Origin of the sequence: Bradyrhizobium sp. CW1, from assembly GCF_023100665.1 — a bacterium.
In the GTDB taxonomy this organism is placed as follows: Bacteria; Pseudomonadota; Alphaproteobacteria; order Rhizobiales; family Xanthobacteraceae; genus Bradyrhizobium; species Bradyrhizobium canariense_D.
In genome coordinates, this window is record NZ_CP064684.1 from 2,792,045 (window position 1) to 2,805,508 (window position 13,464).

At 63.6% G+C, this 13,464-nt stretch carries 12 protein-coding genes; 10 read left to right on the forward strand and 2 right to left on the reverse strand.

Features of this window, described 5'->3' with window-relative positions:
• Positions 1 to 85: 85 nt before the first annotated feature.
• From IVB54_RS13525 to IVB54_RS13535, 3 genes are all read left to right on the forward strand, one after another.
• Positions 86 to 763, forward strand: coding sequence for a Crp/Fnr family transcriptional regulator (locus IVB54_RS13525; protein ID WP_026233339.1), 678 nt, complete (start codon positions 86 to 88; stop codon positions 761 to 763).
• Positions 764 to 906: 143 nt separating this feature from the next.
• Positions 907 to 4,230 carry an adenylate/guanylate cyclase domain-containing protein gene (locus tag IVB54_RS13530; protein WP_247455160.1) on the forward strand — a complete coding sequence of 1,108 codons (3,324 nt, stop codon included), beginning with the start codon at positions 907 to 909 and terminating at the stop codon, positions 4,228 to 4,230.
• A gap of 21 nt (positions 4,231 to 4,251) precedes the next feature.
• Complete coding sequence (locus IVB54_RS13535) at positions 4,252 to 4,932, forward strand: redoxin domain-containing protein (RefSeq protein WP_085359998.1); 681 nt, start codon at positions 4,252 to 4,254, stop codon at positions 4,930 to 4,932.
• Positions 4,933 to 4,948: 16 nt separating this feature from the next.
• On the opposite strand, the gene IVB54_RS13540 is transcribed toward IVB54_RS13535, so the two are convergent.
• Positions 4,949 to 5,788 carry a uroporphyrinogen-III synthase gene (locus IVB54_RS13540; protein WP_247455158.1) on the reverse strand — a complete coding sequence of 280 codons (840 nt, stop codon included), beginning with the start codon at positions 5,786 to 5,788 and terminating at the stop codon, positions 4,949 to 4,951.
• A 141-nt stretch (positions 5,789 to 5,929) separates the two neighbouring features.
• On the opposite strand from IVB54_RS13540, the gene purU reads away from it, so the two are divergent.
• On the forward strand, positions 5,930 to 6,793 hold the full coding sequence (purU, locus tag IVB54_RS13545; protein WP_085348724.1) for a formyltetrahydrofolate deformylase: 864 nt from the start codon (positions 5,930 to 5,932) through the stop codon (positions 6,791 to 6,793).
• A gap of 39 nt (positions 6,794 to 6,832) precedes the next feature.
• Here purU and IVB54_RS13550 read toward each other — a convergent pair whose 3' ends face one another.
• Positions 6,833 to 7,117, reverse strand: a complete 285-nt coding sequence (locus IVB54_RS13550) for a hypothetical protein (RefSeq protein WP_247455156.1) — start codon at positions 7,115 to 7,117, stop codon at positions 6,833 to 6,835.
• Positions 7,118 to 7,559: 442 nt separating this feature from the next.
• Between IVB54_RS13550 and IVB54_RS13555 the strand changes: the two genes are divergently transcribed.
• From IVB54_RS13555 to IVB54_RS13580, 6 genes are all read left to right on the forward strand, one after another.
• Positions 7,560 to 8,750 (forward strand): ABC transporter substrate-binding protein, encoded by a 1,191-nt coding sequence (locus IVB54_RS13555; RefSeq protein WP_247378061.1) that lies wholly within the window; start codon positions 7,560 to 7,562, stop codon positions 8,748 to 8,750.
• A 165-nt stretch (positions 8,751 to 8,915) separates the two neighbouring features.
• Positions 8,916 to 9,785: a branched-chain amino acid ABC transporter permease gene (locus IVB54_RS13560; protein WP_007601971.1), complete on the forward strand. Its 870-nt coding sequence runs from the start codon at positions 8,916 to 8,918 to the stop codon at positions 9,783 to 9,785.
• Positions 9,786 to 9,793: 8 nt separating this feature from the next.
• Entirely contained in the window at positions 9,794 to 10,822 is a 1,029-nt protein-coding gene (locus IVB54_RS13565; RefSeq protein ID WP_085348722.1) for a branched-chain amino acid ABC transporter permease, read from the forward strand.
• Positions 10,819 to 11,574 carry an ABC transporter ATP-binding protein gene (locus IVB54_RS13570; RefSeq protein ID WP_085394522.1) on the forward strand — a complete coding sequence of 252 codons (756 nt, stop codon included), beginning with the start codon at positions 10,819 to 10,821 and terminating at the stop codon, positions 11,572 to 11,574. The genes IVB54_RS13565 and IVB54_RS13570 overlap by 4 nt, the downstream gene beginning before the upstream one ends.
• Complete coding sequence (locus IVB54_RS13575) at positions 11,567 to 12,283, forward strand: ABC transporter ATP-binding protein (protein ID WP_247378056.1); 717 nt, start codon at positions 11,567 to 11,569, stop codon at positions 12,281 to 12,283. The genes IVB54_RS13570 and IVB54_RS13575 overlap by 8 nt, the downstream gene beginning before the upstream one ends.
• Positions 12,284 to 12,302: 19 nt before the next feature.
• Entirely contained in the window at positions 12,303 to 13,421 is a 1,119-nt protein-coding gene (locus tag IVB54_RS13580; protein WP_204511800.1) for a cobalamin-independent methionine synthase II family protein, read from the forward strand.
• Positions 13,422 to 13,464 lie beyond the last annotated feature (43 nt).

The following is a 13,464-nucleotide window of genomic DNA, read 5'->3' on the forward strand; positions in this document are numbered from 1 at the left end:
CATCTTTCGTCGGATGGTGGTCGAAAGGGTCATGCTGCGTTGCAGCAGAACAGGAGTGACGAACGGTGCGGCTGGCTTCGGGATCATGATTTCAGAGGATCAGCTGAAGCGCGTCGCTGCCTGGTCGCGCGAGCTCACGCAAGCGGAGATCGAGGTCGCTCGTACGGGGATCACGGAGCGGTCCTACGGCACTGGCGAGACCGTCTTCATGCGCGGCGATACGTTCGACTATTGGGCCGGCATGGTCTTCGGCCTTGCCCGGATGGGAGGGGTCTCGCGCGACGGCAAGGAGACGAGTCTTGCCGGGCTGACGGCAGGGGCCTGGTTCGGCGAGGGCAGTGTGCTCAAGAACGAGCCGCGCCGCTATGACGTGGTCGCGCTGCGCAACAGCCGCGTCGCGCTGATGGAACGCAGCGCCTTCATGTGGCTGTTCGAGAACAGCGTCGGCTTCAACCGCTTCCTGGTACGCCAGCTCAACGAGCGGCTCGGCCAGTTCATCGGCATGCTCGAGGTCAACCGCACGTTGGATGCAACTGCGCGGCTTGCCCGCAGCATTGCTTCGCTGTTCAATCCGATCCTCTATCCGGAATCCACCGCGCATCTGGAGATCACCCAAGAAGAGATCGGCGCGCTTTCCGGCATGTCCCGCCAGAATGCCAACCGCGCGCTGAACCGGCTGGAGAAAGAGGGCTTGCTCCGGTTGGAGTATGGTGGCGTGACTATTCTGGATATCGAACGGCTAAGGGGGTACGGGGAGGAGTGAAGCCGCGTTCGCGGCCGCAACTGCGAGCGCCGCAACCCACCGCTTGCTCTTCCGGCACGACGAGCCCATCCTTGCCGAGATCCTGGGCCATCTGACCGGGTCCAGCAGGCTGCGCCATCGCGGCGCCCGCGGGGTCTCGACCCATGAACTGCTCCTGTTGCGGTTCCGAGGTTCAGAGCGGCTTTGCCTTCTGCCCGAAATGCGGCACGAAGCAGCCGAACGCCTGCCCCGGCTGCGGCTATGCGTGCGCACCGGATTTCGCGTACTGCCCGAAATGCGGCGCCCTCGTCAGTGAAGCCTCCAAGTCAGGCGGGCAGGCATCAATGCGGGCCAGCCGCGTGACAGTCCCGACCAGTGCGTCCTCGCCACCGCTGGCGCCGACGGCCGAAGCCCAATACGGGTTTCGATCGCAGCCGGACAAGATCGACAGCGAAGCCAACCGCCGCACCATTACCGTGCTGTTTGCTGACCTTAGCGGCTTCACCACGATGAGCGAGCGACTCGATCCTGAAGTCATGCAGGCGCTTCAGAACGAATTGTTCGAGGAGCTAACGGCGGCGGTGCATAGCTTTGGCGGCTTCGTGGACAAATTCATCGGCGACGCGCTGCTTGCGCTATTCGGAGCGCCGGCCGCGCACGAAGACGACCCCGAGCGGGCCGTCCGCGCCGCGCTCGACATGATCGGCCGAACGGCGCAACTCAGCGAACGTGCAAAGGCGTATGCCGGGTCACCGCTCCTGCTTCATGTCGGCATCAACACCGGGCACGTGGTTGCTGGCGGACTGGGCGTTGGAGTTGCCAAATCCTACTCGGTCACAGGCGATACGGTGAATACGGCTCAACGATTGCAGTCGATGGCTTCCACGGGCGAGGTGCTGGTCGGGCCGCTGACCTACCGTCTTACGCGGCATGCATTCTCATATGAATCGCTTGGCGAGGTCTCGCTGAAGGGCAAGATGGGCAGCGTCCTGGTCCATCGCTTGAACGCACCGCTCGACACGCCCCGTGCGGCACGCGGCCTCGATACGCTGGGCCTCAGTGCGCCGGTGATTGGGCGCGACGCCGAGCTCGCCCGTCTAGTCGACAATCTTGATCTCGCGTGTGGCGGCGCGGCGCAGCTGGTGCGGCTGGTCGGTGAAGCCGGCATCGGCAAAACGCGTCTGGTGGACGAATTCGTTGCCCACGCCCGCGATGAGGACCGTTTCGCCAGCGTGGCGATCCGGCGCGCTGTCTGCTCGCCGCTGGGCGAACAGTCCTATGGCACCCTTGCCGCTGTGCTGCGCAGCGCCTACGGCATCGCGCAGAAGGCGACTGTGGCGGAGGCCCAGGCCAAGCTGGCGACGGCACTGTCGGAGCTCGGCCTTGCGGTCGAAGAGGCCGATCGCCTGATGCCCCTTTATTTCCACGTTCTCGGCCTCGGCGATCCGGACGCCGCGCTGCAGCACGTCGAGCCCGAGCAGCTTCGGCGGCAGATATTCTTTGCGATTCGTACCGTGTTCGAACGGCGCCTGGTCCTGTCGCCGCTCCTGATCATTGTCGAGGATCTGCACTGGGCCGATGCCGTATCGCTTGAAGCGCTGCGGTTCCTGATGGATCGGCTGGAGCGTACGCGGCTGATGCTGTTGTTTACGCATCGGCCTATGCTGGAACTGGATCAGTTCGGCTCGGGGCGGATCAGCCATACAACCCTTCGATTGCTTCCGCTTGGTGATGCAGACGGACAAAAGCTGCTCGCGGCCTACTTCAGCCACGGTTGGAGTGAACCGCCGGGAAATCTGTTCAGTCGAATCCTGGAGCGCGCGGGCGGCAATCCACTCTTCTTTGAGGAAATCATCCGCGGTCTCATCGAAGCTGGCGCCTTGGAGCGTGACGGCTCACGGTGGCGGATCAAGTCAGATGAAGCCGCCGCCGATATACCGGCAAGCATTCAGGCCCTGTTACTGGCGCGCCTGGACCGGCTGCCGCATGAGGTGCGCCGCTTGGCCCAGGAGGCCGCGGTGATCGGCCCACGCTTCGATGCGGCTCTTCTCGGTGCGATGGCATCGCAGCGGACGAAGGTGGAAGCGGGGCTCGAACTTCTGTGCGATGCCGAGATTGTCGAGGAGGTCGCGGGCGCGAACTCGATCTCGCTGCGATCTTATCGCTTTACGCAAACCATGCTTCAGGACGTGATCTATCAAAACCTGCTCTTGCAGCGTCGGATCGAGCTCCATGGACAGATTGGTGCCGCGCTGGAGCGGCTCTATGGCAATGAGCCCGAGCGCCTCGAGGACCTCATACTGCTCGGACATCATTTCAGCCTGAGCGCGAGCAAGCCGAAAGGTGTGCGCTATCTGCGCGCGGCCGGCGATCGCGCCCGCGCGACCTACGCCAATGACGATGCCATCCGCTTCTACCAACAGGCTCTCGCCGTGTTGTTGGCCGGCGGGGAACGGGAGCCCGAACGCCTGATCCTCTGCGAGCGGATCGCGGAGCTGTGTGCCGCGGCCGGCCGGAGGATCACGGCTGAGGAGCACTACCAGAGTGCGCTGGAAGGTCATCGCAATGCGGAGGACCGCATCGGCGAAGCGCGAATTCTCCGCAAGCTTGGCCGATTGTTGTGGGACGCCGGCAAGCGGATCAAGGCAGAGGCGCATTATGCCGAGGCGGCCGAACGGCTGGGAGGGACCGACGCGCCCATCGAGTGGGCGCACCTCCTGCAAGAGCGCGGCCGTCTTTCGTTTCGCACGGGCGATCACGTGGCCGCAGCGAGATGGGCGGACGAGGCGCTTGGCTACGCCCGAAGCGTACCGGCGGACGCCGACAGGCAAGTCGGATTCGAGGCGGCGCGCGCCATTGCAGAGTCGCTCAACACCAAGGGGGTGGCACTGGCGCGGCTTGGCCGACACCAGGAGGCGGTGCGCGAGGTGGAGCAAAGTGTCGCAGCAGCGGAGGCCGCCGGGCTCCTCAACGTGGCCTGCCGCGGCTACACCAATCTCGGTGTGCTCTACACGATTGTCGACCCGGCGAAATCCGTGGAGGTTTGCCGGCGCGGACTCGATGTCGCGTGTCGGATCGGCGATCTCGGGTTCCAGGCGCGCCTTCTTGCCAATTTTGCTGTTGCCTGTTGCACCTTCACGGACAAATGTACTGAGGAGGGGGTGCCGGCCGCCGAAAAGGCGATCGAAATCGATCGCGCGCTTGATCAGCGCGAGCATCTCTCCGTGCCGTTGATCGTGCTCGGGCAAATCCATCAATGCCATTTCCGGCCCGATCTGGCTGCTCGTTGCTACAATGAGGCAATCGAGGTGGCGAGCGAAACCGGCGAGCCGCAGCAGCTGTTTCCATGCTATGATGGTCTTGCGACGCTGAACCTTGATCGAGGCGACATGCCCGAGGCCGAGCGATATTTCGCGCTGGCACAGGACGTCTGCACGCGGTACGGGCTTGATCCCGCAGGGCTGATCGTACTGCCGTTTCTTGACTAGATCATGTGAAGGAGTGCCATCATGTCTGAACGTCACGTCGAGGGACCACTTCAACCGGGCGATCGTGCACCGAACGTCGTGCTGGACGCGATCACACGCGACGGAAAGATCGCGCTCGAAGACTTTCGCGGACAAAGCCCGATATTGGTTGGCCTGTATCGGGGGCTGCATTGCCCGTTCTGCCGCCGCCATATCGCGGCACAGGCGCAACTTGATGCCGCCTTGCACGAGAAAGGCGTCGAAAGTCTCACGGTGGTCAACACGCCGATCGAGCGCGCGCGACTCTATTTCCGTTACCATCCGTTGCCCAACCTGCTCGCTGCGTCCGATCCCGAGCGGCTCTCGCACCGCGCGTTCGGCCTGCCCAATCTCGAGTTCACGGAGAACGAGACCGAGTGGCCGCACAAGGTCGGCATGAACGTGGTCATGAGCATGCAAGTCGACATGCCCGGCGAATTGCCCGGCCCGATGAACCGGCCCGCGGCCGCGGAGTACCTCAATAACAAGGACGGCTATGAGATAACGGAAGCCGATCAGCGCATGGCGGCAACCGGCCAGGGCCAGCTCTTCGGGCAGTTTCTGCTCGACCGCGAGGGTGTTGTGCGCTGGAGCTTTACCGAGGTGCCCGAAGGCGGCCATCGCATGTTTGCCGCGCCGAGCCCGCAGGAGCTGATGTCGGCCGCCTCGCAGATGGCAAGCTAGGCACCGCGTCAGGCGATCATTCCGCCACCTTCGGCCGCTTGTCCACCAATGCTGCCGCCATCGCCGAGATCAGCGGGCGCATGAAATAGTGGTCTTCCACCGGCGAGACGTCCGTGCGCAAACCATGCGCGGTGAGCTCGCCCGAGACCGCCGGTCCGATCGACGCGATCAGCGTCCGCTCGAGGCCCGCGCGCAGCTTCGCCTCGCTGCCGTGGGCTCTCGCAGCTTCGATCAGCCGTCGGACCTGGCCGAGATTGGTCAGCGCGATGGAATCGATCCGCCCTTCGGCCATGTCATCAATGGCGGCGACGATGTTGGCGTCCGCCGCCTTGGTGTCATAGGCATAAGGCAGCACGGTATCGACTTCGGCACCTTGCGCCGACAGCGCACCGGTCAGCGCGCTGTGATCCTTGTCGGGATAGAGCTGAAGGCCGAGGCGGTGCCCCTTCAAATCGAGCTTGCCGAGCATCTCGATCACGCCCTCGGTGGTCGGCTTTTCCGTGGTCTGCTGCGCCTCGAGCCCGACTTCGCGCAGTGCCTTGCCGGGCTTCGGGCCGCGGGTGAATTTTCGCGATCTGGCAAGCGCCGCCACGAGGGCCTGATCGAGCCCTCGTGCGACGGCGAGCTTCATGATCCGCCGCAGCCCTTCGCCGGTCATCAACACGAGGTCGTCGAAGGGCTTGTCGATTGCGCGCCGGATCCAGGCCTCGACCGGCGTGGGGTCCGGTGCATCCTGGATGGTGAACATGGGGCATTGCACGACCTCGGCGCCTTGCTCGGCCAGCAGCTTCGAAAACTGCGCCTCCTCGCGCGTTTCCAGGATCAGGATGCGGGTGCCGATCAAGCGGTGGGCCATGAGCCTACTCCGGTCAGTCAAAGCAATCGTGCGTTCATCCTGACTCCACGGTCGGGATTGGCGCAAGGTAGGGGCGGTGATAGAGCAGGGCGCAAATCGCGGGTCGTTCCGCAGCCGCTGCCCAAACCTTCATCAAGGCCCATGCCAGATCATCAATATGTCCTGACCCTGTCCTGTCCGGATCGTCCCGGCATCGTCTCGGCGGTGTCGACCTTCCTGGCGAATTCCGGACAGAACATCCTCGACGCCCAACAGTTCGACGACACCGAGACCAACAAGTTCTTCATGCGCGTGGTGTTCACCGCTGCCGATCTCGCCGTGGAGCTGTCGGCGCTCCAGACCGGCTTTGCCGCGATCGCCGAGCGCTTCGGAATGGAATGGCAGATGCGCGATCGCGCTGCGCATCGCAAAGTGATGCTGCTGGTGTCGAAGTCCGATCACTGCCTGGTCGACATCCTCTATCGCTGGCGCACGGGCGAGCTGCCGATGACTTTGGCCGCAATCGTCTCCAATCATCCGCGCGAGGTCTATGACGGGCTCGATTTCGGCGGGGTTCCGTTCCACTATCTGCCTGTTACGAAAGAGACCAAGCGCGAGCAGGAGGCGCAGATCCTCGATCTCGTCGCCAAGACCGGGACGGATCTCGTCGTGCTCGCCCGTTATATGCAGATATTGTCCGACGATCTCTCGGCAAATCTGTCGGGACGCTGTATCAACATCCACCACTCGTTCCTGCCGGGTTTCAAGGGCGCAAAACCCTATCACCAGGCCCATGAGCGTGGCGTCAAGCTGATTGGCGCCACCGCGCACTACGTCACGCGCGACCTCGACGAGGGCCCGATCATCGACCAGGACGTCGAGCGCATCAGCCATCGCGACACGCCTGAGGATCTCGTCCGAAAGGGCCGCGACATCGAGCGCCGCGTGCTGGCGCGCGCGATCCGCTACCATCTCAACGACCGCGTCATCCTCAATGGCCGCAAGACCGTGGTGTTCGTGGATTGATTTGCTTCACCCTCACCGCAAGCGGGGAGGGGGCGCGTCCTACCGCACCGCGGTGCCGGACGCCGAGCCCGTTGCGCCCTTCTGCGCCTGCTCTTCCTTTTCGCGATCCGCTGCCGGCATCAGTCGCTTGCGCTCGCGCTCCTTCATGTAGGCATCGTATTGCGGCGTGCCCGCCCGCGGCGGGGCGTCCGCGGGCAAGCCGCCGGCCCATTGCGGGACGTAGTCGCCCATGCCGGAGGAGAGCTTTTCGTTGACGGTGCCGCAGCCGGACAGACCCGCGGAGAGCGCGAGGAGGATTAGGAGGGAACAACAGGATCTGGGCATTGTACGGGGGCGCGAGGTCAGTCGTGTTGGACGCCAGCTTAGGCTGTCGCCGGTAGAGTAGCCTTCAACAGGTAAAATAGACTTATTCGAGGTGGGTAATTTGATACCGGATTGTGCCGACAAGAACTCGCGACAAAGTGCCTTGATCGGGAGATAGGGCTTTCTCGTTGACAAGTCCATTTTGTTTGTACAATCGTACAAATGATGGCGACCAAAATCACGATGCCGTGGTTATCCGGACGTGACCCGATATCGCTTCTGCCGTCGGCAATTCGGAACGCCCGGCTTGCGCCGAATGGTCGCCAAACGTCCGATTGACAATAAGGGCGCGAAAGACGCCATGTTGCGCGCGGCATCACGCGTCCGTGAGCTAAACTAAGGGCAAGGATCGGGCACTCGGTCCGGCGCACAAGAGATCAGGAATGAAGGGGAGGGACATCTGATGTTCGAACGCAAACAACTGTCTCGTAGGACTATTTGGGCCGCAGCAGCTACCGCCATCGCGGGCCTTGCGACCGTCGCTCCGGCCAAGGCCGAGGACAGCGTCAAGGTCGGCCTGATCCTGCCGATGACCGGTGGTCAGGCTTCGACCGGCAAGCAGATCGAGAACGCGATCAAGCTCTACATGCAGCAGAAGGGCGACACCGTCGCCGGCAAGAAAATCGAGATCATCCTCAAGGACGATGCTGCGATTCCCGACAAGACCAAGACCGCCGCGCAGGAGCTGATCGTCAACGACAAGGTCCATTTCATCGCCGGCTTCGGCGTGACGCCGGCCGCGCTCGCGGCGGCGCCGCTCGCCACGCAAGCCAAGATCCCGGAAGTCGTGATGGCGGCGGGCACCTCCATCATCACCGAGCGCTCGCCCTATATCGTGCGCACCAGCTTCACGCTGGCGCAGTCCTCCACCATCATCGCCGACTGGGCGGTGAAAAACGGCATCAAGAAGGTGGCGACGCTGACCTCGGACTACGCGCCGGGTAATGACGCGCTCAACTTCTTCAAGCAGAACTTCACCGCCGGTGGCGGCGAAGTGGTCGAAGAGGTCAAAACGCCGCTTGCAAATCCTGATTTCGCACCGTTCCTCCAGCGTATGAAGGATGCCAAGCCTGACGCGATCTTCGTGTTCGTGCCGGCCGGCCAGGGCGGTAACTTCATGAAGCAGTATGCCGAACGCGGGCTCGACAAGGCCGGCATCAAGGTGATCGGACCGGGCGACGTGACCGACGACGATCTCCTCAACAACATGGGCGACGCCGTGCTGGGCACGGTCACCGCTCACCTCTATTCCGCGGCGCATCCCTCGCAGATGAACAAGGATTTCGTCGCGGCCTACAAGAAGGCCTACGGAAACCGGCCGGGCTTCATGGCGGTGAGTGGCTATGACGGCATTCACCTGATCTACGAAGCGCTGAAGAAGACCAATGGCGACACCGACGGCACCAAGCTGGTCGAAGCGATGAAGGGCCAGAAGTGGGAGAGCCCGCGCGGCCCGATCTCGATCGACCCCGAGACCCGCGACATCGTGCAGAACATCTACATCCGGAAGGTCGAGAAGGTCGACGGCGAGCTCTACAACGTCGAGTTCGCGACCTTCGAAGCCGTCAAGGATCTCGGCAAGACCAAGAAGTGACGCACGAAAGTGCGCCATCCCGGCGCGCGCATTAGCGCGCATCGGGGATCTCGCCCTCCACTCTCGTCATGCCCGAGCTTGACCCCGGCATCTACGCGAGAACCGAACCAAGAACGGGGATGACCGGGACAAGCCCGGCCATCACGATAACGCCAAGCTGAGACGATGACCTCAATCCTCACCAACCTGTTCGATGGCGTCGCCTACGGCATGCTGCTGTTCGTGCTGGCTTGCGGGCTCGCGGTTACGCTCGGCTTGATGAACTTCGTCAACCTCGCCCATGGCGCCTTCGCCATGGCCGGCGGCTATGTCTGCATGGTGCTGGTCAACCGGATGGGCTGGCCATTCTTCGCGGCATTGCCGCTTGCATTCGTCTCCTCCGCTGCGATCGGCATCGTGCTCGAGCGCACGCTGTACCGACACCTCTATGCGCGCAGCCATCTGGACCAGGTGCTATTCACGATCGGCCTCACGTTCATGTCGGTCGCGGCCGTCGACTACATCCAGGGCTCGTCGCGGGTGTTCATCAACCTGCCGGCGGCGCTCCAGGGTCAGTTCGACCTGTTCGGCGTTGGCATCGGCCGCTACCGGCTGATGATCATCGTGATCTGCGGGCTGCTCACCATCGGTCTCCAAATGGTGCTGGCCAAGACGCGGTTCGGCAGCCGCCTGCGCGCCGCGGTCGACGATCCCCGCGCCGCGAGCGGCCTCGGCATCAACGTGCCGCAGGTGTTCGCCTTCACATTTGCTTTTGGCTGCGGCCTGGCCGGTCTCGGCGGCGCGCTGAGCGCCGAGATCCTCGGCCTCGACCCGTACTTTCCGCTGAAGTTCATGATCTACTTCCTGATCGTGGTCACCGTCGGCGGCTCGTCCTCCATCACCGGCCCGTTTCTGGCCTCGCTGCTGCTCGGCATCGGCGACGTTGCCGGCAAATATTACGTGCCGAAGATGGGACCTTTCGTGATCTACACCATGATGATCGTGATCCTGATCTGGCGCCCGAACGGTCTGTTCGGCCGCACGGCCGCGCGTTGAGTTCGCCGATGAGCGCCTCCTCCGACGTCGGCTATCACGCCCAGCGCCAGGCACGCTGGCACTATGGCGAGGCCGCTTTCTGGCTGATCGTGCTGGCCTGCGGCTTCGTATTTCCCTCGCGCTACTTGATCATGACGGATATCCTGCGGCTCGCGCTGTTTGCGATGTCGCTCGATCTGATCCTCGGCTACGCCGGCATCGTCTCGCTCGGCCATGCCGCCTTCTTCGGCGTCGGCGCGTACGCGGCGGGGCTTCTTGCGCTGCACGGGATCATCAACGAGCCCGTGCTTGCGCTTGTCGTCGCCGGCGTTGTCGCGATGGTGCTCGGCTTCGCTACCAGTTTCCTCGTGATCCGCGGCGTCGATCTGACGCGACTGATGGTGACGCTCGGCATCGCCTTGCTGCTTGAGGCATTGGCCGAACGCTTCTCCAACATCACCGGCGGCACCGACGGTCTGCAGGGTATCGAGATGCAGCCGATCTTCGGTGAGATTCCGTTCGACATGTTCGGCAAGACCGGCTTCTTCTATTCGCTCACCGTTCTGTTCCTGTTGTTCCTGTTCGCCCGCCGGGTCGTGCATTCCCCGTTCGGGCTGTCATTGCGCGCGATCAAGAACAATCCGCTGCGCGCGGCCGCGATCGGCATCCCCGTCAACCGCCGCTTGATTGCGATCTACACGCTCGCGGCGTTCTATGCCGGCATCGCAGGCGCGCTGTTCACCCAGACTACCGCGATCGCCTCGCTCGATGTGTTCGCCTTCGAGCGCTCGGCGGACCTGATGCTTGTGCTCGTGATCGGTGGCACCGGCTATCTCTACGGCGGGCTGATTGGCGCGGTGCTGTTTCGCATGCTGCAGGAATTGTTCTCGACCATCACTCCGCAATACTGGCAGTTCTGGATCGGCCTCGTGCTGGTCGTGATCGTCCTGGTCGGCCGCCAGCGCCTGCATCGCTGGATGCTGTATGTGCCCAATCTGGTCATCAGGCAGATAGCGGGGCGCAAGGCCGTCGTCGCCGTGCCGGAGAGCGACGCATGACCATCGTGCTCGAAACCCAGAATCTCGAAAAGCAGTTCGGCGGTCTGCGCGTCACCCGCGACTTGTCGCTAAAAATCGAACAAGGCGCCCGCCACGCGCTGATCGGCCCCAACGGCGCCGGCAAGACCACGGTGATCAACCAGCTCACCGGCGTGCTCAAGCCGAACTCGGGCCGCATCCTGCTCGAAGGCCAGGACGTCACGGATCTGCCCGTGCACAAGCGCGTGTTGCGCGGCCTGTCGCGCACCTTCCAGATCAACCAGCTCTATCCCGACCTGACTCCGCTCGAGACCATCGGTCTCGCTGTCTCCGAGCGCCTCGGCCATGGCGGCGACTGGTGGCGGCGGATGGGCACGCGCAGCGACGTCAACGGCGAGATCGCCGACCTCCTGACGCGCTTCCACCTGCTCGACGTCATGAACGAACAGACGGTGACGCTGCCTTACGGCAAGCAGCGCCTGCTCGAGATCGCGGTCGCGATCGCCGCCAAGCCGCGCGTGCTGCTGCTGGACGAGCCCGCCGCCGGCGTGCCCGAGAGCGAGCGCCACGACATTCTCGCCGTCGTCGGCAGCCTGCCGCGCGACGTTACCGTGCTACTGATCGAGCACGACATGGACCTCGTGTTCTCCTTCGCCGACCGCATCTCTGTCCTGGTCTCCGGCGCGCTGCTCACCGAAGGCCCGCCCGAGCAGGTCGCGCGCGACCCGCAGGTCAAGGCGGTCTATCTCGGCGAGGAGGCGGTCAATGTCTGACCTGCTCGCGATCGACTCACTTCGCGCCGGCTACGGCGAGGCCGTGGTGCTGCCGAACATGTCGCTGCGTCTCGCCGAAGGCCAGGTGCTGGCGCTGTTGGGGCGCAACGGTACCGGCAAGACCACGCTGATCAACTCGATCGTCGGCGTCACCCGTCGCTTCTCCGGAACTGTCAGGCTCGCCGGTACCGACGTCACGACCTTGCGGCCCGACCAACGGGCGCGCTCCGGGATCGGCTGGGTGCCGCAGGAGCGCAACATCTTCCGCTCGCTCACGGTGGAGGAGAATATGTCCGCAGTGGCCCAGCCCGGTCCCTGGACCGTCGAGAGGGTCTACGAGATGTTCCCCCGGCTGAAGGAGCGGCGGAGCAATTTTGGCAACCAGCTCTCCGGCGGTGAGCAGCAGATGCTGGCGATCGGCCGCGCGCTGACCCTCAATCCGAAAGTGCTTCTCCTGGACGAGCCGACCGAGGGCCTTGCCCCCATCATCGTCGAGGAGCTCTTGAAAGCGATTGGGACCATCACGCGGGCGGGCGGCATCTGCTCGATTATCGTCGAGCAAAATGCCCAAAAGATTCTGAGGCTGGCCGACCGTGTTGTGATATTGGAGCGCGGAACGATCGTCCACGACTCCCCGAGCGCCGCGCTGAAGGCCGACCCGTCGGTCCTCGAGCGCCACCTCGGCGTCGCAGGGGCGGCGACCCACTAAAAATAACTGGGAGTAAGAAATGCAGCGAACCAAAGCCCCCTTCCGCGCCGACGAGGTCGGCAGCCTCCTGCGTCCCGCCAAGATCAAGGAAGCCCGCGCCAGGCTGGAGAAGGGCGAGATCTCGGCCGACGATCTGCGCAAGATCGAGGACTTGGAGATCGAGAAGGTCGTGCATAAGCAGGCTTCGCTTGGCCTGAAGCTCGCAACCGACGGCGAATTCCGCCGCTCCTGGTGGCATTTCGACTTCCTGGCCAAGCTCACCGGCTGTGAAATGTTTCACCCCGACACCGGCATCCAGTTTGCGGGCGTCGAGACCCGGCACGACGCGGTGCGCGTGATCGGCAAGCTCGATTTTCCCGATGACCATCCGATGCTGGATCACTTCCGCTTCCTGAAGAAGGTCGCCGACCAGGCCCACGTCACCGCCAAGATGACGATCCCGTCGCCGGCGGTGCTGCACTTCCGCGGCGGCCGCAAGGCGATCTCCAAAGACGTCTATCCGGATCTCGATGCTTTCTACGAAGACCTGGGCAAGACCTACCGCAAGGCGGTGAAGGCGTTCTACGACGCCGGCTGCCGCTATCTCCAGTTCGACGACACGGTGTGGGCCTATCTCTGCTCGCCGGACGAGTTGCAGAAGGCGCGCGAGCGGGGCGACAATCCCGAGGGTCTCCAGCAGATCTATGCGCGCGTCATCAACTACGCGCTGGCTGAGAAGCCTGCCGACATGGTGGTGACGACGCATGTCTGCCGCGGCAATTTCCGTTCGACCTGGATTTCGTCAGGCGGTTACGAGCCGGTTGCCGAGACCATGCTCGCCGGCACCAATTACGACGGCTATTTCCTCGAATACGACAGCGACCGTGCCGGTGGCTTCGAGCCGCTGCGCTTCCTGCCCAAGGGCAACAAGGTCGTCGTGGTCGGCGTCATCACCTCGAAGTTCGGTGAGCTCGAGAACAAGGACGCGATCAAGCGCCGTCTCGAGGAAGCCGCCAAGTTCGCCCCGCTGGAGCAGCTCGCGCTCTCCCCGCAATGCGGCTTTGCCTCAACCGAGGAAGGCAACATCCTCTCGGAGGAGGAGCAGTGGGCCAAGCTCAGCCTCGCCGTGGAGATCGCGAAGGAAGTGTGGGGCCAATAAGGCTCCACTCGTTCACTGTCATTCCCCGCGAAGGCGAGGAATC

What these genes read in the sequence shown, in the direction of transcription:
- IVB54_RS13570 (WP_085394522.1), top strand. Translation starts at nt 10,819, where the DNA reads ATGACCATCGTGCTCGAAACCCAGAATCTCGAAAAGCAGTTCGGCGGT.
- IVB54_RS13565 (WP_085348722.1), top strand. Translation starts at nt 9,794, where the DNA reads ATGAGCGCCTCCTCCGACGTCGGCTATCACGCCCAGCGCCAGGCACGC.
- purU (WP_085348724.1), top strand. Translation starts at nt 5,930, where the DNA reads ATGCCAGATCATCAATATGTCCTGACCCTGTCCTGTCCGGATCGTCCC.
- IVB54_RS13575 (WP_247378056.1), top strand. Translation starts at nt 11,567, where the DNA reads ATGTCTGACCTGCTCGCGATCGACTCACTTCGCGCCGGCTACGGCGAG.
- IVB54_RS13560 (WP_007601971.1), top strand. Translation starts at nt 8,916, where the DNA reads ATGACCTCAATCCTCACCAACCTGTTCGATGGCGTCGCCTACGGCATG.
- IVB54_RS13555 (WP_247378061.1), top strand. Translation starts at nt 7,560, where the DNA reads ATGTTCGAACGCAAACAACTGTCTCGTAGGACTATTTGGGCCGCAGCA.
- IVB54_RS13550 (WP_247455156.1), bottom strand. Translation starts at nt 7,117, where the DNA reads ATGCCCAGATCCTGTTGTTCCCTCCTAATCCTCCTCGCGCTCTCCGCG.
- IVB54_RS13580 (WP_204511800.1), top strand. Translation starts at nt 12,303, where the DNA reads ATGCAGCGAACCAAAGCCCCCTTCCGCGCCGACGAGGTCGGCAGCCTC.
- IVB54_RS13530 (WP_247455160.1), top strand. Translation starts at nt 907, where the DNA reads ATGAACTGCTCCTGTTGCGGTTCCGAGGTTCAGAGCGGCTTTGCCTTC.
- IVB54_RS13540 (WP_247455158.1), bottom strand. Translation starts at nt 5,788, where the DNA reads ATGGCCCACCGCTTGATCGGCACCCGCATCCTGATCCTGGAAACGCGC.
- IVB54_RS13525 (WP_026233339.1), top strand. Translation starts at nt 86, where the DNA reads ATGATTTCAGAGGATCAGCTGAAGCGCGTCGCTGCCTGGTCGCGCGAG.
- IVB54_RS13535 (WP_085359998.1), top strand. Translation starts at nt 4,252, where the DNA reads ATGTCTGAACGTCACGTCGAGGGACCACTTCAACCGGGCGATCGTGCA.